At 72.0% G+C, this 19,631-nt stretch carries 17 protein-coding genes and 1 pseudogene; 9 read left to right on the forward strand and 9 right to left on the reverse strand.

Features of this window, described 5'->3' with window-relative positions:
• Positions 1 to 81 precede the first annotated feature (81 nt).
• Positions 82 to 1,488, reverse strand: a complete 1,407-nt coding sequence (locus tag ACTYVM_RS09620; RefSeq protein WP_445525493.1) for an APC family permease — start codon at positions 1,486 to 1,488, stop codon at positions 82 to 84.
• An 87-nt stretch (positions 1,489 to 1,575) separates the two neighbouring features.
• Positions 1,576 to 3,213: an amidohydrolase gene (locus ACTYVM_RS09625; RefSeq protein ID WP_445525494.1), complete on the reverse strand. Its 1,638-nt coding sequence runs from the start codon at positions 3,211 to 3,213 to the stop codon at positions 1,576 to 1,578.
• Positions 3,214 to 3,302: 89 nt separating this feature from the next.
• On the opposite strand from ACTYVM_RS09625, the gene ACTYVM_RS09630 reads away from it, so the two are divergent.
• The gene (locus ACTYVM_RS09630) at positions 3,303 to 3,983 is read left to right on the forward strand and encodes a TetR/AcrR family transcriptional regulator (RefSeq protein ID WP_445525495.1); all 681 of its coding nucleotides are present in this window, start codon (positions 3,303 to 3,305) and stop codon (positions 3,981 to 3,983) included.
• Positions 3,984 to 4,064: 81 nt separating this feature from the next.
• On the opposite strand, the gene ACTYVM_RS09635 is transcribed toward ACTYVM_RS09630, so the two are convergent.
• The gene (locus ACTYVM_RS09635; RefSeq protein WP_445525496.1) at positions 4,065 to 4,952 is read right to left on the reverse strand and encodes a LysR family transcriptional regulator; all 888 of its coding nucleotides are present in this window, start codon (positions 4,950 to 4,952) and stop codon (positions 4,065 to 4,067) included.
• A 120-nt stretch (positions 4,953 to 5,072) separates the two neighbouring features.
• Here ACTYVM_RS09635 and ACTYVM_RS09640 point away from each other — a divergent pair, with 120 nt between their 5' ends.
• The 6 genes from ACTYVM_RS09640 (at position 5,073) to ACTYVM_RS09665 (ending at position 11,362) form a co-directional block, all read left to right on the forward strand.
• On the forward strand, positions 5,073 to 5,744 hold the full coding sequence (locus tag ACTYVM_RS09640; RefSeq protein ID WP_445525497.1) for a succinate dehydrogenase: 672 nt from the start codon (positions 5,073 to 5,075) through the stop codon (positions 5,742 to 5,744).
• Position 5,745: 1 nt separating this feature from the next.
• Positions 5,746 to 7,695 (forward strand): fumarate reductase/succinate dehydrogenase flavoprotein subunit, encoded by a 1,950-nt coding sequence (locus ACTYVM_RS09645; protein ID WP_445525498.1) that lies wholly within the window; start codon positions 5,746 to 5,748, stop codon positions 7,693 to 7,695.
• On the forward strand, positions 7,692 to 8,441 hold the full coding sequence (locus ACTYVM_RS09650; protein WP_445525499.1) for a succinate dehydrogenase/fumarate reductase iron-sulfur subunit: 750 nt from the start codon (positions 7,692 to 7,694) through the stop codon (positions 8,439 to 8,441). The genes ACTYVM_RS09645 and ACTYVM_RS09650 overlap by 4 nt, the downstream gene beginning before the upstream one ends.
• A 126-nt stretch (positions 8,442 to 8,567) precedes the next feature.
• The gene (locus ACTYVM_RS09655) at positions 8,568 to 9,593 is read left to right on the forward strand and encodes a hypothetical protein (RefSeq protein WP_445525500.1); all 1,026 of its coding nucleotides are present in this window, start codon (positions 8,568 to 8,570) and stop codon (positions 9,591 to 9,593) included.
• A 180-nt stretch (positions 9,594 to 9,773) separates the two neighbouring features.
• Positions 9,774 to 10,547 carry a GNAT family N-acetyltransferase gene (locus ACTYVM_RS09660; RefSeq protein ID WP_445525501.1) on the forward strand — a complete coding sequence of 258 codons (774 nt, stop codon included), beginning with the start codon at positions 9,774 to 9,776 and terminating at the stop codon, positions 10,545 to 10,547.
• Positions 10,547 to 11,362: a lysophospholipid acyltransferase family protein gene (locus ACTYVM_RS09665; protein ID WP_445525502.1), complete on the forward strand. Its 816-nt coding sequence runs from the start codon at positions 10,547 to 10,549 to the stop codon at positions 11,360 to 11,362. The genes ACTYVM_RS09660 and ACTYVM_RS09665 overlap by 1 nt, the downstream gene beginning before the upstream one ends.
• 184 nt (positions 11,363 to 11,546) lie before the next feature.
• On the opposite strand, the gene ACTYVM_RS09670 is transcribed toward ACTYVM_RS09665, so the two are convergent.
• From ACTYVM_RS09670 to ACTYVM_RS09680, 3 genes are all read right to left on the reverse strand, one after another.
• Complete coding sequence (locus tag ACTYVM_RS09670) at positions 11,547 to 12,089, reverse strand: GNAT family N-acetyltransferase (RefSeq protein WP_445525503.1); 543 nt, start codon at positions 12,087 to 12,089, stop codon at positions 11,547 to 11,549.
• A 42-nt stretch (positions 12,090 to 12,131) separates the two neighbouring features.
• A complete protein-coding gene (locus tag ACTYVM_RS09675) occupies positions 12,132 to 14,483 on the reverse strand; it encodes an ATP-binding cassette domain-containing protein (RefSeq protein ID WP_445525504.1) in 2,352 nt (783 codons plus the stop codon).
• Between the two features lie 71 nt (positions 14,484 to 14,554).
• Positions 14,555 to 15,241: a TetR/AcrR family transcriptional regulator gene (locus tag ACTYVM_RS09680; RefSeq protein ID WP_445525505.1), complete on the reverse strand. Its 687-nt coding sequence runs from the start codon at positions 15,239 to 15,241 to the stop codon at positions 14,555 to 14,557.
• A gap of 167 nt (positions 15,242 to 15,408) precedes the next feature.
• On the opposite strand from ACTYVM_RS09680, the gene ACTYVM_RS09685 reads away from it, so the two are divergent.
• The gene (locus ACTYVM_RS09685; RefSeq protein ID WP_445525506.1) at positions 15,409 to 16,848 is read left to right on the forward strand and encodes an aldehyde dehydrogenase; all 1,440 of its coding nucleotides are present in this window, start codon (positions 15,409 to 15,411) and stop codon (positions 16,846 to 16,848) included.
• 58 nt (positions 16,849 to 16,906) lie between these two features.
• Here ACTYVM_RS09685 and ACTYVM_RS09690 read toward each other — a convergent pair whose 3' ends face one another.
• Positions 16,907 to 17,293 (reverse strand): cupin domain-containing protein, encoded by a 387-nt coding sequence (locus tag ACTYVM_RS09690; protein ID WP_445525507.1) that lies wholly within the window; start codon positions 17,291 to 17,293, stop codon positions 16,907 to 16,909.
• Between the two features lie 216 nt (positions 17,294 to 17,509).
• Here ACTYVM_RS09690 and ACTYVM_RS09695 point away from each other — a divergent pair, with 216 nt between their 5' ends.
• Positions 17,510 to 18,466, forward strand: coding sequence for a DUF5996 family protein (locus tag ACTYVM_RS09695; protein WP_445525508.1), 957 nt, complete (start codon positions 17,510 to 17,512; stop codon positions 18,464 to 18,466).
• A 47-nt stretch (positions 18,467 to 18,513) separates the two neighbouring features.
• Here the strand turns inward: ACTYVM_RS09695 and ACTYVM_RS09700 are convergent.
• Positions 18,514 to 18,969: pseudogene (locus tag ACTYVM_RS09700) on the reverse strand (MerR family transcriptional regulator); the annotation flags it as partial.
• Positions 18,970 to 19,030: 61 nt separating this feature from the next.
• Positions 19,031 to 19,630, reverse strand: coding sequence for a DinB family protein (locus tag ACTYVM_RS09705; protein ID WP_445525509.1), 600 nt, complete (start codon positions 19,628 to 19,630; stop codon positions 19,031 to 19,033).
• Position 19,631: the final 1 nt, after the last annotated feature.

The following is a 19,631-nucleotide window of genomic DNA, read 5'->3' on the forward strand; positions in this document are numbered from 1 at the left end:
GGGATCTGGCGCGGTCCAGACACGGCCGAGGTCCTGCCGACCCTCCGTCGGCGGCCCCTCGGCCGTGGCACTGGAAGACACTCAGACGTGCGGCACCGCCTCCGTACCCGCTCCCCACTCGTCGCCGGGAGCGGCCTTCGCCTCCGCCCGGTTCTCGCTGAAGCTCATCACCGGAGGCTTCCGCGTGAACGCGCGGGTCAGGAACAGCAGGTACAGGAACCCGGCCAGCATCCAGCAGAGCCCCACCTCGAAGGTGATGCCCTCCAGGCTGGTCCACAGCCAGACGGTCAGGGCGAATCCGACCAACGGCAGCAGTCCGTAGGAGAGCAGGTCGCGCCCGCCGCGGCGGCCCTGGTCGACCAGGTAGTGCTTGACCACGCTCAGGTTGACCATCGAGAAGGCGATCAGGGCACCGAAGTTGATCATCACCACGGCGTTGTCGAGGCTGATGAACAGGGCGACCAGCGAGACCGCGGACACCAGGCAGGTCGCGATCACCGGGGTGCGGAGGCGGGGGTGGAGGTAGCCGAACACCCGCTTGGGCAGCACCCCGTCGCGTCCCATCGAGTACAGGATCCGGGACACGCTCGCCTGCGTGGTGACCCCGGAGCCGAAGGCGCCCGCGACGTAGACCGCCACGAAGAACGAGGTGAAGGCCGAGCCGCCGAGTGTCCGCATGATGTCCAGGCCCGCGCTGTCGGGGTCGCTGAACGTGGAACCCGGATGCACCAGCGCGCCCATCCAGGACACCACGATGAACAGCACGCCGCCGATGGCCGTGGTCAGCACGATGGCGCGGGGGATGGTGCGCCGCGGGTCCTTGGCCTCCTCCGACATGGTGGAGACCGCGTCGAACCCGAGGAAGCTCAGCGCGAGGATCGCCGCCCCGGAGAACGCCGCCGAGGTCCCGGAACCGCCCGGCAGGAACGAGGCGAACGGTTTGGTGGCACCGTGGCCGAGCGTGTGGTGGACGGACAGGGCGACGAAGACCACCACGAGCACCCCGGCCAGGCCCACGACCAGGACGCTGAGCCGGCTGATGGAGTCCACGCCGAGCACGTTGACGAGCAGCGCGAGCAGCAGTGCGGCGAGCACGAACACCCGGGCGGGAACCGACGGGAACTGGCTGTGGAGATAGATGCCGATCAGCAGGAAGTTGATCATCGGCAGGAAGAGGTAGTCCAGCAGCAGGGTCCAGCCGACCATGAAGCCGACGTGCCCGCCGAAGGACTGCTGGGTGTAGGTGTACGCCGACCCCGCGGTGGGGAACGCCCGCACCATCCGCCCGTAGCTGACAGCCGTGAACAGCATGACCACCAGGGCGATCACATAGGCGGCCGGCAGATGGCCGTTGGTCACGCCGGTGACCGCCCCGTAGGTGGTGAACACGGTCACCGGGGCGAGATAGGTGAGACCGAAGAGGGTGAGTCCCGGTAGCCCGAGGACTCGCTTGAGTCCGTTTTCCGCGGGGATTTCCTTGTCCGTCATGAAGTGTTCCTTCCGCAGAAGAATGAGGCATTGCCGGGGGTCCGGCAAGGGCGGGGGCGGGGCGCTCGGCGGCGCCCCGCCGTGGGGTCACCCCTGGGTGCCGTGGGTGCCGTGGGTGCGCTCGCCCGCCAGCCAAGTGCCGAGCACGGCGACGGTGGGCACGACGTGCGGGTCGCAGTCGCGCGGGTCCCGGTCGAGCCAGACCAGGTCGGCGACCCGTCCGGGGGCCAGGACACCCCGGTCGTCGGCCATCGCCTGGTGGGCGACGCCGGCCGTGTAGCAGGACATCGCGGTCTCGATGTCGATCCGCTCCCGCGGCAGCCAGCCGCCCTCGGGGAGGCGCTCCGGCGTCTGCCGGGTCACCGCGACGGGGAAGCCGGTGAGCGGCCGGTGGTCGGTGACCGGCCAGTCGCTGCCGAACGAGACCCGGGCGCCGCTGTGCAGCAGCGAGCCCAGCGGGTACTGCCGCCGGGACCGGATCTCGCCGAGGCGGGGCATGGTGAGGTCGGTCATCGCCGGGTCGGGCTGCAGCCACAGCGGCTCGATGTTGGCGATCACCCCCAGTTCGGCGAAGCGGGGCAGGTCCTCGGGGTCGACCATCTGCACGTGCGCGATCACCGGACGGCGGTCCCGGGGGCCGCGCGCCTCGGTGAGACGGGCGAGGGCGTCCAGGGCGGTGCGGATGCCGGCGTCGCCGATCGCGTGCAGATGCGGTTGCAGCCCCAGCCGGTCGATCTCCACCAGGGCCTCGCGCAGCTCCGCGGCGGCCCAGACCGGCATGCCCCGGGTGCAGGGGTCGTCGGCGTACGGTTCGAGCAGCGCCGCGGTGCGGTTCTCGATGATGCCGTCGACGAAGAACTTGACGGTGCGGACGCTGAGCCGGTCGAGCCCCGCCGCCTCGATCCGGTCGCGGTCGGCCGCGAACTCGGCGAGCTGCTCGCGCCACCGCGAAGGGTCGGCGCGCAGGGCGAGGTTCACCCGCGTGGCCAGGGCGCCCTGCCGGGCCGCCGCCAGATAGGCGTCGACGGCCTCGTGCTCCACCCAGGCGTCCTGGATCCAGGTGACCCCGGACTCGGCGTAGGCGCGGGTGGCCAGGGTCAGGGCCTGCACGCGTTCGTCCAGGGTGCGCGGGGGTGTGGCGCCGAGGACCGCGTCGACCGCGTCCCACTCGACCATGGTGCCCAGCAGGCTGCCGTCGGGGCGGCGTGCGAACCGCCCGCGCTCGGTGTCCTGGACGGAGCCGTCGAGGCCGGCCCGGCGCATGGCCTCGGTGTTGCACCACAGCGTGTGGTAGTCCCAGGCCCGCAGGGCGACCGGGCGGTCGGGTACGACGGCGTCCAGCCAGCGGGCGTCGAAGAGGCCGTCGGGGGCGAGCGTGGAGTCGTAGCTGCCGCCGAGGATCCAGTCGGCGTCCGGGTGCTCGGCGGCGTACCGGCCGACTTCCGCGACCAGCTCGTCCACGCTGGTACAGGGCCGGACGCGCGGGCCGAGCGCTTCGAATCCGCCCTGGTCGGGGTGGCAGTGACCGTCTCCGAACGCCGGCATGAGCAGCCCCCCGCCGAGGTCCAGCAGTTCGTCGGCGGCGTCGGCGAGCGCCTCGGCCGCGGCGCCGACGGCCTCGACGCGGCCGTCCCGCACGGCCAGTGCGGTCGGCGGCTGCCCGGTGCCGGAGGGTGCGGGCAGCCCGGTCCACACGGTGCCGTTGCGGAAGACGGTGAGGGACATGCGTACTCCCCAAAGCGAATGCCGTTCGTTTTAGTGGACGCAGGTTAGACTCACGCGACGACGCTTGGGAAGAGGGGCGGGGACACCGGATGAGCGCCGGGACGCGAAGGACGGGACGCCCGAGCACGCCCGTACTCGACCGCGAGGTGATCGTGCGCGGGGCGCTGGACCTGATCGACGAGGTGGGCGCCGAGGACTTCTCCATCGCCCTGCTGGCCCGGCGGCTGCGGGTCCGGCCCTCCTCGCTGTACAACCACGTCAAGGGCAAGGACGACATCCTCGCCGGGGTGCGCGAGCTGGTGGCCGACCCGATCCACGCGAAGGACTTCGACGTGCTGCCCTGGGACGAGGCCCTGGTCAGCTGGGCCAGGCTCTACCGGGCGGCCTTCGCGGCGCATCCGCGGACCATCTCGCTGCTGGCCACCATGCCGGTGTCCGGCGCCCACCGCACCCTGCGGATGTACGAGTCGGTGGTGGCCGGGCTCGAGCGCGGCGGATGGCCGACCGCCTCGGTCATCCCCGTCATGGTCGGCGTGGAGTCGTTCGTCCTGGGTTCGGCGCTGGACCTGGTGGCGCCGGCCGCGATGTTCGACCCGGGACCGGACTCGCCCCAGGTGCCCAGGTTCACCGCCGCGGTGCACGCCCGGGACGAGGCCTCGGCCGCGCAGGGGCGGCCCGCCGCCGACCTGGCCTTCGAGATCTCCCTGGCGGCACTGGTCGACGGCCTGCGCGCTCGGCTGGCCGCGGAAACCGCCTCCGACGCACGGTAGTTGACGTCGAGCCAAGCTGACATACCGTCAAGCTGACGGACAATCAAGTACGGGACCGGAAGCGCGAGGCGCGCTCAACGGTCATCGCTCCAGCAGCATCCGCTGGAGTTCCCTCGCGGCCCTCGGCGGCGCCACGTCGCTGCGGTGGGCCAGTGCGATCGTGCGGTGCAGTCCGGGCCGGGCCAGCGGGGTGACCCGCAGCCCGTGGCCGGAGCGCGTCGCGACCATGCTCGGGACGACGGCCACCCCGAGGCCCGCCCGTACGAAGCCCAGTACCGCGTCCATCTCGCCGCCCTCGACGGCGAGGTCCGGCTCGAAACCCTCGGCGCGGCACGCGGCGACCGTCAGCTCCCGCAGGTCGTAGCCGTGCCGGAACATCACCAGGCGCTCGCCCTCGAGATCCGCGACGGCGACCGGGCGCCGCCCCGGGCCACCGGGCGCGGGCGCCTCCGGGGAGGAGACCACCACCAGGTCCTCGCGCAGCAGCTCCACGGTGGTCAGGGCGGGGGAGGGGGTGGGCAGCGGGAGCACGACCAGCGCCAGGTCCAGGGCGCCGCGGGCCAGCTCGCGCACCAGGTCGTGGGAACCCCCCTCCTCGACCAGCAGCCGGATGCCGGGATAGCGGTCGTGGAAGGCGCGCAGCACGTCCGGCAGCAGGCCCGTGCACAGGCTCGGGGTGGCGCCGAGCCGCACCCGGCCCCGGCGCAGCTGCACCAGTTCCTGCACCTCGTGCCGCGCCGTGTCGGCGTCGGCGAGGATGCGCCGGGCCAGCGGCAGCAGCGCCTCCCCGGCGTCGGTGAGCGTGATGTTGCCCCGGGCGCGCAGGAACAGATCCGCGCCGAGCTCCCGCTCCAGCGCCTTGATCTGCTGCGACAGCGACGGCTGGGCGACATGGACCAGATCGGCCGCCCGGGTGAAGTGCCGGGTCTCGGCGACCGCCACGAAGTACTGGAGCTGCTGGAACTGCACGACCCCAGCATAGCCAGTCCCTATCGAAACGAGCCGGACCATGTCTTGGACCGATGGGGTCCTTCGGCCCTAGCGTTCTGAGACATGGCACTGGCAACGCGGACGGACCGACGGCCGTCCATGGCACGCACCGTGTGGGGCTCGACCGTCGGCAAGAAGACCGTGATGGCGGTCAGCGGCCTGATCATGCTGCTGTACCTGGTCGTCCACATGATCGGGAACCTGAAGATCTTCTTCGGGGCGGGCGAGTTCAACCACTACGCCCACTGGCTGCGCACGGTCGGCGAGCCGTTCATGCACTACGAGTGGACGCTCTGGCTGATCCGTGTGGTGCTCGTGGTCGCCGTCGTCGCCCACGCCGTCTCCGCCTACCAGCTCAGCCGCCGCGACATCAGGGCGCGGCCCGGCAAGTACGTGCACTCGAGGCCCCGGGCCAGTTACGCCACCCGCACCATGCGCTGGGGCGGGATCGTCCTCGGCCTGTTCATCGTGTGGCACATCCTCGACCTGACCACCGGCACCGTACACTCCGGTGGATTCCAGCCCGGCCACCCGTACCAGAACGTCGTGGACACCTTCTCCACCTGGTACGGCAACGTCATCTACATCGTCGCCATGCTGGCGCTCGGCCTGCACATCCGGCACGGATTCTGGAGCGCCGCCCAGACCCTCGGCGTCGGCAGCCGCACCCGCGACCGTGCCCTGAAGATTGCCGCCAACGTTCTCGCACTGCTGCTCACGGCCGGCTTCATCGCCGTCCCGGTGGGCGTCATGACCGGAGTGGTGAGCTGACATGACCTCCTACGCCGACTACGCGACCGGTGCGCCGGTCGCCGACACCACGGCCCCGTCCGGCCCGATCAACGAGCGCTGGGACACGCGCCGCTTCGAGGCCAAGCTGGTCAACCCCGCCAACCGGCGCAAGCACACGGTCATCGTGGTCGGCACCGGCCTCGCGGGCGGCTCGGCCGGCGCCACCCTGGCCGAACAGGGCTACCACGTCGTCCAGTTCTGCTACCAGGACTCCCCGCGCCGGGCCCACTCCATCGCCGCGCAGGGCGGCATCAACGCGGCGAAGAACTACCGCAACGACGGCGACTCCATCCACCGCCTGTTCTACGACACCGTCAAGGGCGGCGACTTCCGCGCCCGCGAGTCCAACGTGCACCGCCTCGCGCAGATCTCGGTGGAGATCATCGACCAGTGCGTGGCGCAGGGCGTGCCGTTCGCCCGCGAGTACGGCGGCCTGCTCGACACCCGCTCCTTCGGCGGCGTCCAGGTCTCCCGCACCTTCTACGCCCGCGGCCAGACGGGCCAGCAGCTCCTGCTCGGCGCCTACCAGGCACTGTCCCGGCAGATCGCCGCCGGCAACGTCGAGATGCACGCGCGCAGCGAGATGCTCGACCTGATCGTCGTCGACGGCCGGGCCCGCGGCATCGTGGCCCGCGACCTGATCACCGGGAAGATCGACACCTACTTCGCGGACGCGGTCGTCCTGGCCAGCGGCGGCTACGGCAACGTCTTCTACCTGTCGACGAACGCCATGAACTCCAACGCCACCGCGATCTGGCGGGCGCACCGGCGCGGCGCGTACTTCGCCAACCCCTGCTTCACCCAGATCCACCCCACCTGCATCCCGCGCACCGGCGACCACCAGTCCAAGCTCACCCTGATGAGCGAGTCGCTGCGCAACGACGGCCGTATCTGGGTCCCGAAGGCCAAGGGCGACAACCGCCCACCGAACGAGATCCCCGAGGACGAGCGCGACTACTACCTGGAGCGCATCTACCCCTCCTTCGGCAACCTCGTCCCGCGTGACATCGCCTCCCGCGCCGCGAAGAACGTCTGCGACGAGGGCCGCGGCGTCGGCCCTGGCGGCCAGGGCGTCTACCTGGACTTCGCCGACGCGATCCGGCGGATGGGCCGCAAGAAGGTCGAGGAGAAGTACGGCAACCTCTTCGACATGTACGAGCGGATCACCGCGGAGAACCCGTACGAGGTGCCGATGCGGATCTACCCCGCCGTGCACTACACGATGGGCGGCCTGTGGGTCGACTACGACCTCCAGACCACCGTCCCCGGCCTGTTCGCGGTCGGCGAGGCCAACTTCTCCGACCACGGCGCCAACCGCCTCGGCGCCTCCGCGCTGATGCAGGGCCTGGCCGACGGCTACTTCGTCCTCCCGGCCACGATCAACGACTACCTGGCCCGCAACCCGCACCAGGAGGCCGTCACCGGGGACCACCCCGCCGTCCGGGAGACCGTCGCCGAGACCGAGGACCGCCTCAACCTGCTCCTGTCCGTCGACGGCGACCGCACCCCCGACTCCTTCCACCGCGAAGTCGGCGAATTCATGTGGGAGTTCTGCGGCATGGCCCGCACCGACGCCGGCCTGCGCAAGGCACTGGACCGCATCCCGCAGATCCGGGAGGAGTTCTGGCGGCGCATCAAGGTGCCCGGCACCGGCGAGGAGTTCAACCAGTCGCTGGAGAAGGCCAACCGCATCGTCGACTACCTGGAGCTCGCCGAGCTCATGTGCCTCGACGCGCTGCACCGCGCCGAGTCCTGTGGCGGCCACTTCCGCGAGGAGTCCCAGACCCCCGACGGCGAGGCGGCCCGCCGGGACGAGCAGTTCGCCTACGCGGCGGCCTGGGAGTTCACGGGCACGGGCGAGGCGCCCACCCTGCACAAGGAAGACCTGGTCTTCGAGTGCGTCCACCCCACCCAGCGGAGCTACGCATGAGGCTCACCCTGCGCGTCTGGCGGCAGAAGAACGCCGACGCCGACGGCGCCATGTCCACCTACGAGGTGGACGACATCTCGCCCGACATGTCCTTCCTGGAGATGCTGGACGTCCTCAACGAACGGCTCATCCTCTCCGGCGAGGACCCGGTCGCCTTCGACCACGACTGCCGCGAGGGCATCTGCGGCGCGTGCAGCCTGGTCATCAACGGCGACGCGCACGGCCCGGAGCGCACCACCACCTGCCAGTTGCACATGCGGTCCTTCCGGGACGGCGACACGATCGACATCGAGCCGTGGCGCGCCGCCGCCTTCCCGGTGGTGAAGGACCTGGTGGTGGACCGCTCGGCCTTCGACCGGATCATCCAGGCCGGCGGCTACATCAGCGCCCCGACCGGCTCCGCGCCCGAGGCCCACGCCACGCCCGTACCCAAGCCGGACGCCGACTTCGCCTTCGAGCACGCCGAGTGCATCGGCTGCGGCGCCTGTGTCGCCGCCTGCCCCAACGGCGCGGCGATGCTGTTCACCTCCGCCAAGATCAACCACCTCAACGTGCTGCCGCAGGGCGCGCCCGAGCGCGAGACCCGCGTCCTGGACATGGTGGCCCAGATGGACGAGGAGGGGTTCGGCGGCTGCACTCTGACCGGCGAGTGCGCCACCGCCTGCCCCAAGGGCATCCCCCTCGTGTCGATCACCGGCATGAACAAGGAGTGGCTCCGCGCGACCCGCAAGGCGTCCAAGCGGTAGCCCGACAGGGAACGTTCGCCAGGGGGCGGACGGGCGGGGCCGGGAGTGGTGCTCATCCCCGGCCCCGTCTCGCACTTCCCACAGCGGGCAGCCGCCGTTGTCGTACCCCCTGTGTAGCGTTCACGCATGATCTTTGGACGTAAAGGGAGGGGGCGGTTCCTCGACGCCGTGACCGGCTTCGAGACCGCTGTCCGCGAGCAGGACGCCGATCGGTCGCAGCAGGCGTTCCAGCAGCTGCACCAGCAGTTCGACCAGGCGGGGGAGGACGAGATCGCGCAGGCCGGGCCCCGGCTCGCCGCGCTGCTGTCCGAGGTACCGGCCGGACCGCGCGGCGTGATCGCCGTGGTGGTGGGCGCCTGCGTCGAGCGCGGCGCGGACGCGACGCGCTGCGCGCCGCACGTCTTCGACGGGCTCGCCGAGACGCTCGCCGCCGCCGGGGCGTTCTGCGAGCGATGGGCGGCGACCGGGGGAGGGGACTTCCCCGAGCCGGACGCGGGCGACCCGACGCCGGAGATCGCCGAACGGGTCGGCTGGGAGGCCGCCGTGGCCTGGTGGACTCTGCCCCAGTGGGAGATGGCGTCCGTGGCGATGCTGAACCGGCCCGCCGTGCGGACCGGGCTCGACGGCGCCCGGCGGACGGAACTGCTGCGCGCGTTGTCGGTGGTGGAGGAGGGATCCGGGCACATCTTCAAGTGCCTGGCGTACGCCCTGCTGGTGCTGGACGACGAGCCACTGGTCGTGATCCACCGCCCGAGTGGCACGGGCTACGCGCTGCGGATGCACGGCATCGGTGACAACTTCCAGCTCCATACGCTCCTCGCCGACGTGCTGGTGGGCGGCGGACACATACCCGGCCGGGTGCCCTCCGCACAGGAGGCCGCCGTGTGCCGGGACGCGCCGGGCCAGGTGCCCACCACCGGCTCCTTCAACCTCGTCACGCCCGGCGGCGAGTGGGTCTGGAACGAGGGCACGCCCAGTGACATCCCCCTCGTCGACGGCGGCCGTCTACTGGTCCTCGACCCGCCGCCGTACGAACGGAGCTGGCCGGCCGGGCGGTTCTTCCCGGGCATGACAGGGGATCTGCTCCTGGAGCGCGTACTCGACCCGGCGGAGGCCGCGCGGTGGGCGGCGCTGTGCAAACCGGCGAAGTGAGGCCCGGCTGAGAGTGCGGCGGCGGGCGGGACCGGCACCCCGCCCGCCGTTCAACAACCTCACACCCGGCCTCTCCGCGCCGGTCACGCCCCGGTCAGCGGGCCTGGGGAGAACAGGACCGGCAGGCCTCATGTCACCGGCCTGCGACTCGTTTCCCAGGCCCGTGACCAGGAGAGAACCATGACCGGCGTCTCCACGCTCGAAAGTCCCCCGCAGCCCGCGCCGCCCGCCCGCTACACCGTCGGCCTCGCCCGTGACGAGGCCGACGTACGGGCCGCGCAGCGGTTGCGTCACGACGTCTTCGCCGGGGAGATGGGCGCCCTGCTGTCCACCCCGCAGCCGGGGTACGACGTCGACCCCTTCGACGCCTACTGCGACCACCTGCTCGTGCGCGACACGTCGACCGGGCAGGTCGTCGGCACCTACCGGCTGCTGCCGCCGGAGCGGGCCGCGGTCGCCGGGCGGCTGTACGCGGAGAGCGAGTTCGACCTGACCCGGCTGGACGCCATCCGTCCCGGCCTGGTCGAGGTGGGCCGCTCCTGCGTGCACCCCGACCACCGGGACGGCGCGGTGATCGGGCTGATCTGGGCCGGTCTTGCCCGCTACATGGTGGACCGCGGCCACGAGTGGCTGGCGGGCTGCTGCTCCATACCCCTGGCCGACGGCGGCGCCCTCGCCTCCGCCACCTGGGAGCGCGTACGCGACAAGCACCTGGCACCGGAGGAGCACCGGGTGGACCCGCTGCTGCCGTGGGTCCCGAGGACCGGCCTCCCGGCCGCCCCCCGCACCGAACTGCCCGCCCTGCTGCGGGGCTACCTCCGACTCGGCGCCCAGGTCTGCGGCGCCCCCGCGCACGACCCCGACTTCGGGGTCGCCGACCTCTACGTCCTGCTGTCGATGCGCCGGGTCAGCCCGCGCTACCTGCGGCACTTCCTCTCCCTCGTACCGGCCTGATGAGCGTCTGGCTGCCCAGCGCGCCCTGCACCCCGGGGGCGTGCGTGGAAGAGGGCCGGGGCTCCGCGGCGGCCGTACCGCGCGCCGTGCTGCGGCTGACGCTGGTCGCGACCCTCGTACTCGCCGGGGCCTTGCTGTCACCCCTCGGCGGGAGGATCCCCGCCGGCTGGGTCCGGCGCTGGTGCCGGGCGGTCGTCAGGGCAGCGGGGGTCCGGGTCCGCGTCACCGGCACCGCCCCGCCCACCGGCGGCCTCCTGCTGGTCGCCAACCACATCTCCTGGCTGGACATCCCGCTGCTGGCCGCGGTCCGCCCGGCCCGGATGCTCGCCAAGACGGAGATCCGCCGCTGGCCGGTGGCCGGCGCGCTCGCCGCGCGCGGCGGCGCCCTGTTCATCGAACGGGACCGTCTGCGCGCCCTGCCCGCGACGGTGGCGCACATCGCCGGGGAACTGCGCGCGGGAGCCGCGGTCGCCGCCTTCCCCGAAGGCAGCACCTGGTGCGGCCGCGCCCAGGGCGACTTCCACCGCGCCGTCTTCCAGGCCGCCCTCGACGCCGGGGTGCCCGTCCAGCCGGTCCGCATCCGCTACCTGCGCCTCACCGGAGGAGGCACCAGCACGGCACCGGCCTTCGTCGGCGACGACTCCCTGCTCGCGTCCCTGTGGCGGGTGGCCACGGCACGCGGCCTGGTCGCCGAGGTCGAGATACGTCCCACCATCCCCCCGGGCACCCACCCCGACCGCCGCGCCCTGGCGCGCGCGGCCCAGCAGGACCGGGCACCCGAGCCCTGCTGGACGCACGCGGCACTGGTCGCGTAGGAGTCGCGGACGTACGACGGGGGAGGAGGCCTCGGCCGCCGGCACTGCTCACGGCGCCGGGTGCTCGGCACCCTCCGGCCGGTCACCACGGTGCTCGCTGACGCGAGCGGTGTCGGGCGGGGAGGGGATGCCGCTGGTCCCGCCATTGGCGGTCCTGCTACCGGCGGGCCCGGGACGGTCGGCGTCAGGGCGGTGCGGTGGCCGCCGCGTAACACCTGACGCTCACCCGCTGCTCCGGGCCCCACCGCTGCTCGACCGTACCCAGCAACCGCCAGCCGAGCCGTTCGTACAGGGCCACGGCCGCCGTGTCCGTGGCCACCACGTCGAGCAGCGGATGCAGCGCCTGTTCCCGGGCCTCCGCCACGGCCCGCGCCATCAGCGACGCGCCGATCCCCGCACCGCGTGCCGAAGGCGCGACGAACAGCCTGCTCACCACGGCCGTCGCACCGGCATCCACGGCATCCACTCCGCGACGGGCACTCCACAACCCGGGTGCGACATCTCCCGCGCGGCTCCTGGCCAGTGCCACATGACCCACGATCCGGCCGTCCAGTTCAGCCACCCATGCCCCGAGAAGCGCGGGCTGCGTCAGCCAGGCGGCCGGCGCCGCGGGCCAGTTCACGGGATAACCGCTGTGCTCGTGCACCTGCGCGAGCACCCGGACGCAGTCCCCGAGATCGCCTTGCGTCCGGGGCCGGACGTACGGTCCCGCACTCTCGTGGGTCATATCGGTGCTCCGGCTCCTCATCCGGATATGCAACCACGCTCCTCACCAGGGGCGCTGAGAATTCCCGCTCAGCGCCCGCGCCAGATAAGGCCCCGTGGCGCTCCCCTCCGCCCGCGCCACGTCCGTCGGCGATCCCGCCGCCACGATCCGGCCGCCCGCGTCGCCACCGCCCGGACCGAGGTCGACGACCCAGTCGGCGCCGGCCACGACGGACATGTCGTGCTCGACCACGATCACGGTGTGCCCGGCGTCGACCAGTCCGTGCAACTGCCGCATCAGCACCTCGACGTCGGCCGGGTGCAGGCCGGTGGTCGGCTCGTCGAGGAGGTAGAGAGTGTGCCCGCGGCGGCCGCGTTGCAGCTCGCTGGCGAGCTTGATGCGCTGGGCCTCCCCGCCGGACAGCTCGGTGGCGGGCTGACCGAGGCGCAGATAGCCGAGGCCGACGTCGAGCAGGGTGCCGAGACTGCGGGCCACGCCCGGGGTGTCGGCGAAGAACTCCGCCGCGCTCTCCACCGTGAGGTCCAGCACCTGGCCGATGTTCCGCCCGCGGTACGTCACGTCAAGCGTCTCGGGGTTGTAGCGGGCTCCGCCGCAGTCCGGGCAGGGAGCGTACGTGCTCGGCAGGAACAGCAGCTCCACACTGACGAACCCCTCGCCCTGGCAGGTCTCGCACCGGCCTCCCGCCACGTTGAAGGAGAACCGCCCGACCCCGTAACCGCGCGCCCGTGCCTCGTCGGTGTCCGCGAACACCTTCCGCACCACGTCGAACAGCCCGGTGTAGGTGGCCAGGTTGGAGCGCGGAGTGCGCCCGATCGGCTTCTGGTCGACGCGGACCAGCCGCCCGACACCGGCCTGCTCCTCCGTGATCTCGCCGATGAGCGTGGACTTCCCCGACCCGGACACCCCGGTGACCGCGGTGAACGCGCCGAGCGGGAACTCGGCCGTCACCGAGCGCAGGTTGTGCCGGGTGACCGGCCCCACCGTCAACTTCCCGCGCGCACGCCGCACCTCCCGCACCGGTCCGGGGGAGCCGTCGAACAGGAACCGGGCCGTCGCCGACTCCGCGACCCCGGCCAGTTCGGCGACCGGCCCGCTGTGCAGCACCTGTCCGCCGTGCTCCCCGGCCCGCGGACCTACGTCGACGACCCAGTCGGCACCGCGGACCACATCGAGGTGGTGCTCCACCACGAACAGCGAGTTGCCCGCCGCCTTCAGCCGTTGCAGGACCGTGAGCAGGGCCTCGGTGTCCGCCGGGTGCAGCCCCGCCGACGGCTCGTCGAGCACGTACACCACCCCGAACAGCCCCGACCGCAGCTGCGTGGCGAGCCGCAGCCGCTGCAACTCGCCCGCCGACAGCGTGGGCGCCGCCCGGTCGAGGCTGAGATAGCCCAGGCCCAGTTCGACCACGGGCGCGATACGGGACTTCAGGTCCGCGGTGAGCACCCGCGCCGCCTCGGAGGTGCCCCGCAGGTGCTCCGCGAGTCCGGTCAGCGGCAGCGCGGCCAGTTCGGCGATGGTGCGCCCCGCGAAGGTCACGGCCAGCGCCTCGGGCCGCAGCCTGCTGCCACCGCAGGCCGGGCAGGGGGCGGCGGTGAGGAAACGCTCGGCCTTGGCCCGCAGGGCAGCGCTCTTCGAATCGGCGAACGTCTTCATCACATACCGCCGAGCACTCATGTACGTACCCTGGTAGGGCCGTTGGATCCGCTCGGCGTCCCGCACCGGGTGCACGGTCACCACCGGCTGCTCGTCCGTGAACAGGATCCACTCCCGCTGTTCGGCGGGCAGCTCACGCCACGGCCGGTCCACGTCGTACCCCAGCGCGTCGAGGATGTCCCGCAGGTTCTTGCCCTGCCAGGCACCTGGCCAGGCGGCGATCGCGCCCTCGCGGATCGACAGCGAGGGGTCGGGCACCAGCAGCGCCTCGTCCGTCCGGTGCACCTGTCCCAGACCGTGGCACCGAGGGCAGGCCCCGGCCGCCGTGTTCGGCGAGAACGCGTCCGAGTCCAGCCGCTCGGCCCCCGGCGGGTAGTCACCGGCCCGGGAGAACAGCATCCGCAGCGAGTTCGACAGGTTGGTGACGGTGCCCACGGAGGACCGCGACGTCGGCGCCGCCCGCCGCTGCTCCAGCGACACGGCCGGCGGCAGCCCGGAGATCTCCCCGACCTTCGGCGCCCCCACCTGGTGGATCAACCGCCGCGCGTAGGGTGCCACGGACTCGAAGTACCGCCGCTGGGCCTCCGCGTAGATCGTCCCGAACGCCAGCGACGACTTCCCCGACCCCGACACCCCCGTGAACACCACCAGCGCGTCCCGCGGCACATCGACGTTCACCCCTTGGAGGTTGTGCTCACGAGCACCACGGACGCGGACGTACGGGTCGTGCGGGCTGTGCATGGGAGGGCTCCGTACGGGGGTGAGGGCTGGGCGGGGGTGAGGGCTGGGCGGGGGTGCGAGCGGGCCGTCGCTCAGGGGGTGGCGGGGCCCCGCAGCGAGGTGGTGAGCAACTCGATCATGCGGCTGTAGCGGGCGGGGAAGTCGACGTGCGCGGCGAGGAGTTCGGGGTCCTCGACGGCCGCGACGACGGTGGGTCCGGGGTGGGCGAGCGGCCACAGGCCGGCGATGAGCACGATGGTCGCCGAGGCCAGTTCCTTCGCCGCCGCCCGGTCCAGTTCGGGGAGGCGGGCGTGGATGATGCCGGCGAGGCGGTCGTTGTTGGCCAGGGCCTGGCGCTTGTAGGCACGGACCGTCTCGACCGAGACCGTGCGTTCCAGCACGCCGGCCAGCACGCTCGCCAGTTCGCACATCACCGGCCGCGCGGCGAGCGAGGCGGCGTAGGTCTCGGCGAAGCCGCGCACCGGTGGAGCCGGCCCGGTGCCGTCCGCGTCGGTGGGCGCCAGTTCGGCCGGGAGCGCGTCCAGCCAGGCTCCGTAGTCCCGGTTGAGCAGTTCCAGGAAGACCGCCTCGCGGTTCTCGAAGTACCGCAGCACGTTCGAGGTGGCGATCCCCGCCTGCCGGCCGATGTCGCGCAGGGTGATGTCGGCGACCTGAGCCGTCTCCAGCAGGTGCTCGGCCGCGTCCAGGATCGACTGCCTGCGCAGCTCCCGGTTCGCGGGGCTGCGCGCGCGGATGAACCCCTGTGTCGTCTCGCTCATGGCCCTCACTTCGCTCGCCGTGTCCCTGCTGCCAGGATATCGACCACGCGATTAAGAGAATGAGGTTCTGTTATGGTGGCGGAAAGGGTTAAGAGAATGGCATTCCGCTAACTTGGCCGGACGGTCCCGAAGGAGCCGGACGGTCCCGAAGGGTCTGGGAGGACATCGTGATCACGTTCGACAAGCTGCTGGTGGGCGGAGCCTGGTCCGCCCCCGCCACCTCCAGCGTCCTGGAGGTCCGCTCCCCGCACGACCAGTCCCTGGTGGGTGTCGTGCCCGAGGCGTCCTTCGCCGACGTCGACCGTGCCGTGGCCGCGGCCCGCGAGGCCTTCGATCACGGCCCCTGGCCGCGGCTGGCCCCCGAGGAGCGGCGACGGGTGGTCGCCCGGTTCAACGAGCTGCACGCGGCGCGCGCCGACGAACTGGCAGCGCTCATCACCTCGGAGAACGGGTCGGCGATCTGGTTCACCAGTCGGCTCCAGCGCAGCCTGAAGGACTTCAACGACGACTTCCTCGACGTCGCGGCCGGCTTCGACTGGGAGTCCGAACTGCCCGGCCGGGACGGCCACCGCACCGTGGTGCGCCGGGCCCCCGTGGGAGTGGTCGCCGCGGTGATCCCGTGGAACGCGCCGCACCAGTCCGCCCTGGTGAAGATGGTCCCGGCGCTGCTCGCGGGCTGCACGGTGATCCTCAAGCCGTCGCCCGAGACGGCCGTCGACGGCCTGCGGCTCGCGGAACTCTTCGCCGAGGCGGGTTTCCCGGAGGGCGTGATCAGCGTGCTGCCCGCCGACCGAGAGGTCAGCGAGTACCTCATCGCCCATCCCGGCGTCGACAAGATCGCGTTCACCGGCTCGACCGCGGCCGGGCGCCGCATCGCCGCCATCGCCGGTGAGCGGCTCAAGCGCGTCAGCCTGGAACTCGGCGGCAAGTCCGCCGCCATCGTCCTGCCGGACGCGGACGTCGCCCGGGCGGCGGCAGCCCTGAAGGGCCTGTCGCTGGGAAACAACGGCGAGGCCTGCGTCGCCCACACCCGCATCCTGGCCCCGCGCAGCCGCTACGACGAGGTCGTCGAAGCGATCGCCGCCATGATGCGGGGTGTCACCGTGGGCGACCCCATGGACCCGGACACGTGGATCGGCCCCATGGTCAAGCAGGACCAGCAGCGGCGCGTCCAGTCGTATATCGAGGCCGGCATCGCCGAAGGCGCCCGCCTGGTCCTCGGCGGCCCCGGCGCGCCGGACGCCCCAGGCCTGGAGAAGGGTTTCTACGTGCGCCCGACCCTGTTCGCCGACGTCGCCAACACCATGAGGATCGCTCAGGAGGAGATCTTCGGCCCGGTCCTGGCGGTCATCCCGTTCGACACCGAGGACGAGGCCGTCGCCCTCGCCAACGACTCCGCCTACGGGCTGGCCGGCGGCGTGTGGACCGCCGATCCGGAGCACGGCCTGGAAGTCGCCCGCCGCATCCGCACCGGCACCTTCGGCGTCAACGGCGCCTCCCGTGACATGCGCTCCCCGTTCGGCGGCTTCAAGGCCAGCGGCGTCGGCCGCGAGTACGGCCCGGCGGGCCTGGGCGCCTACACCGAGTACCAGTCCATCGCCCTGTGATCACCCGGGACGCCCGGCACCGGCCGGACAGGACGCACGCCTCCCACGAGCGCCGCGCCTACCGGCGTCCGGGCTCCACCGGCTCTCCCACCGCGTACCCCGGCACGGACGGCCACCGGACGGTCAGCACCACCGAGTCCTCCTCCGCGAACCACGAGTGGTCGACTCCGCGCCCCCACACGACGTAGTCGCCCTGCTCCTCCAGAAGGACGCTCCGGCCCGGGAGTTCCACCCGGAAGCGGCCGCTGACGAGCACCAGCAGAGCCGTGCGTTCCTCACCCTCCACCCACCGCGGCCGTTCGTCGCCACGGGGATGGACACCCCACTTGATCTCCACGGCCTCACTGTGGCGCGGATCGCCGGCATCCTTGAAGTGCCCGAGAATCCACCCCCGGTCCAGCGCCGCGTCCTTGCCCGCGTTCCCCACGTACACACTGCCACTCACGCGGCCGGACGTTAGCAGTTCGGCTAGAACGCGCCGCAGGTTCACGGGGCCCCGTCGCCGTGGGCGTTCGACGCACGTGGACGTCGGGGGACGCCACCGAGCAGGCAGGATGCGGACGGGCGTACGACAATGGTGGGTGGCATTGCGGTGTTGCCGGTACTGGTGTTGCCGGTACTTCTGGCGCGAACCGCTGATCGACAGGCTGGGAGGCTCGTCGTGAGCGCACCACTCCACGCGTGGCCGGTGCTGGTCTACGAGGATCTGGCTCCGATGGTCGCCTACGTGAACCGGTTGGTACAGGTCGCGGGCAAGTACACCCTCGACGAGCCGTTCGAAGTCGGCTGGGGAAACATCGTCCTCGATGTCACTCCCCGTGGGCTCAGGACGCCGACGCTCCGGCAGCGGGACGTGACCTTCACCGTGCATCACCGGCTGCTCGACGGCGACGTGGTCATCGAGACCGACAGGGGCTCGCGGACCTTGCCCATGTCCGACGGGTCACTCGCCTCGTTCTACGCGTCGTTCTGCGGCGCGGCGGGCCAACTCGGCCTGCACGGGCCGCGCACCTCGCTGATCTGCGAGATTCCCGGCGCCCCGCCGGACTTCGGAGACGATCGGGTCGAGCGCCACTGGGATCACCGCGCGGCGCGGCTGATGTGGACAGCGCTGAATCTCGCCGCCGACGGGCTCGAGGAGTGGCAGGCGCCCTACCTGGGGCACCGTCCGCGGGTCGGGGTGATGTGGGGCGGCTTCGACCTGTCCGCCACGCGCTACCGAGCGCAGCCCACCGTGCCACCGGCCCACGGTCCGGCCTTTCAGCAGAACGCCCAGACCGAGGCGTATGTCTCGGTCGGGTTCTCCTTCGGCAGTACTGAGGCGCAGGACCTGGGCATGTACGCCTACATCTGGCCCCAGCCGGATGGTCTGGAGGGTCGGTCGTGGGGTGTCGACGGCGCGGCCTGGCATCCTGACGCCGGTCTGGTTCTTCTGCCGTGGGACGCGCTCAGGGAGACCGCCGACCCGCACCACGCCATCGTGGCGTTCGGCGACGCCGTCTACGACACCGCCGTCGCGACGGCGGGCTGGCCGTCGGACCTCATCGGTTCCCGCTGCGACGGCTGGTACATGAGCAGGACGCCACCCGCCCTGGCCCACACCCGGTACCACCACTGAGAGCGGCAACTTGGCTGCGGCGGCGAGTGCCTGCCGCAGGAACTCCCGGTTGACGGCGACGTGGTCCCGGCGTCCAGCGCGGCGGCCAACTCCGGGGCGGAGGCGGACAGTCGGAGGGGCGCGGCGCGGAGCGAGGTCAGGGGGATCTCCCTGTGGTCGAGTATGGAGCGAAGTGCGGAGAGCTCGGCGCGGGCTTCGGACAGACCCGGTTCGGGGCGGCGCAGGTGCGGCTGAAGGAGCCCCGCTCCAGATCAGTGTCCGCGCTGGACCAGCCGGCCAGCACCAGCCGGATGTCCCCGCCAACGGCATCCCGGCCCGACGCAGCCGCGCCAGCAACCGGGCCTCGTCGAGCTGCCCGGGCTCGTACCAGCGGTAGTCGCTCACCTGGTCCGACCAGGCCGGGACCAGCACCGCACCCCGGCCCGGTCGTAGAACCGCGGCGCGCTCACGCCCAGTTCGCTGTCCCGGGCCGTCTCCCCGATACTGCGTATCTCGCTCTCCACACCCGGAACCCTCGGGCCTCGACCGGGTCGAGGGTCAACACGGAGCGGGATCAGCCTCGTGTCAGCCCTTGTCCGCCTCCCGTGCGACGCGCTCCAGCCGGCGTCGGTGGTTCTCCCACCAGGTGCGGTCGCCCGCGGGGAGGCTGTCGGAGGTCTTGGACAGGCCTGCGGTCCCGTCGATGAGTTCCCGGACGATGTCGGCGTGGCCGGCGTGCCGCTGGGTGTCGGCGATCACGCGGACCAGGATGTGGTGCAGGGTCACCTCTCGCCGCTCCTCCGGCCACCACGGGACGTGACCGGTCGCGTCGAGTGGCAGCCGCGCTATCGTCCCGTCCGCGTGCTCCCAGGCCTGCCGGTAGAGCCCGACGATCTCCTCGCGCGACTCGTCCGCGGTGGCCCACATGTCCGCGTTGGGCTCGGCGTCCTCCGTGTACCACCAGGTCGGCCGTTCCTCCTTGAAGAACGGCCGTCCGAACGTATCGCCGAAGTAGCCGAGTTCCACGCCGGCGACGTGCTTGACCAGCCCCAACAGGTTGGTGCCGGTGGGGGTCAGGGGACGGCGGACGTCGTATTCGGAGAGCCCTTCGAGCTTCCACAGCAGGGCGTCGCGGGCGTCTTGCAGATAGCGGAGAAGGTTGGCCTTCGGGTCTGCTTCGATCATG

Source organism: Streptomyces cyslabdanicus, assembly GCF_052663305.1.

Excerpts from the sequence above, each read along its gene's own strand:
- ACTYVM_RS09645 (WP_445525498.1), top strand. The coding sequence starts at position 5,746 with ATGACCTCCTACGCCGACTACGCGACCGGTGCGCCGGTCGCCGACACC.
- ACTYVM_RS09640 (WP_445525497.1), top strand. The coding sequence starts at position 5,073 with ATGGCACGCACCGTGTGGGGCTCGACCGTCGGCAAGAAGACCGTGATG.
- ACTYVM_RS09650 (WP_445525499.1), top strand. The coding sequence starts at position 7,692 with ATGAGGCTCACCCTGCGCGTCTGGCGGCAGAAGAACGCCGACGCCGAC.
- ACTYVM_RS09680 (WP_445525505.1), bottom strand. The coding sequence starts at position 15,241 with ATGAGCGAGACGACACAGGGGTTCATCCGCGCGCGCAGCCCCGCGAAC.
- ACTYVM_RS09665 (WP_445525502.1), top strand. The coding sequence starts at position 10,547 with ATGAGCGTCTGGCTGCCCAGCGCGCCCTGCACCCCGGGGGCGTGCGTG.
- ACTYVM_RS09625 (WP_445525494.1), bottom strand. The coding sequence starts at position 3,213 with ATGTCCCTCACCGTCTTCCGCAACGGCACCGTGTGGACCGGGCTGCCC.
- ACTYVM_RS09660 (WP_445525501.1), top strand. The coding sequence starts at position 9,774 with ATGACCGGCGTCTCCACGCTCGAAAGTCCCCCGCAGCCCGCGCCGCCC.
- ACTYVM_RS09670 (WP_445525503.1), bottom strand. The coding sequence starts at position 12,089 with ATGACCCACGAGAGTGCGGGACCGTACGTCCGGCCCCGGACGCAAGGC.
- ACTYVM_RS09630 (WP_445525495.1), top strand. The coding sequence starts at position 3,303 with ATGAGCGCCGGGACGCGAAGGACGGGACGCCCGAGCACGCCCGTACTC.
- ACTYVM_RS09655 (WP_445525500.1), top strand. The coding sequence starts at position 8,568 with ATGATCTTTGGACGTAAAGGGAGGGGGCGGTTCCTCGACGCCGTGACC.
- ACTYVM_RS09705 (WP_445525509.1), bottom strand. The coding sequence starts at position 19,630 with ATGATCGAAGCAGACCCGAAGGCCAACCTTCTCCGCTATCTGCAAGAC.
- ACTYVM_RS09620 (WP_445525493.1), bottom strand. The coding sequence starts at position 1,488 with ATGACGGACAAGGAAATCCCCGCGGAAAACGGACTCAAGCGAGTCCTC.
- ACTYVM_RS09675 (WP_445525504.1), bottom strand. The coding sequence starts at position 14,483 with ATGCACAGCCCGCACGACCCGTACGTCCGCGTCCGTGGTGCTCGTGAG.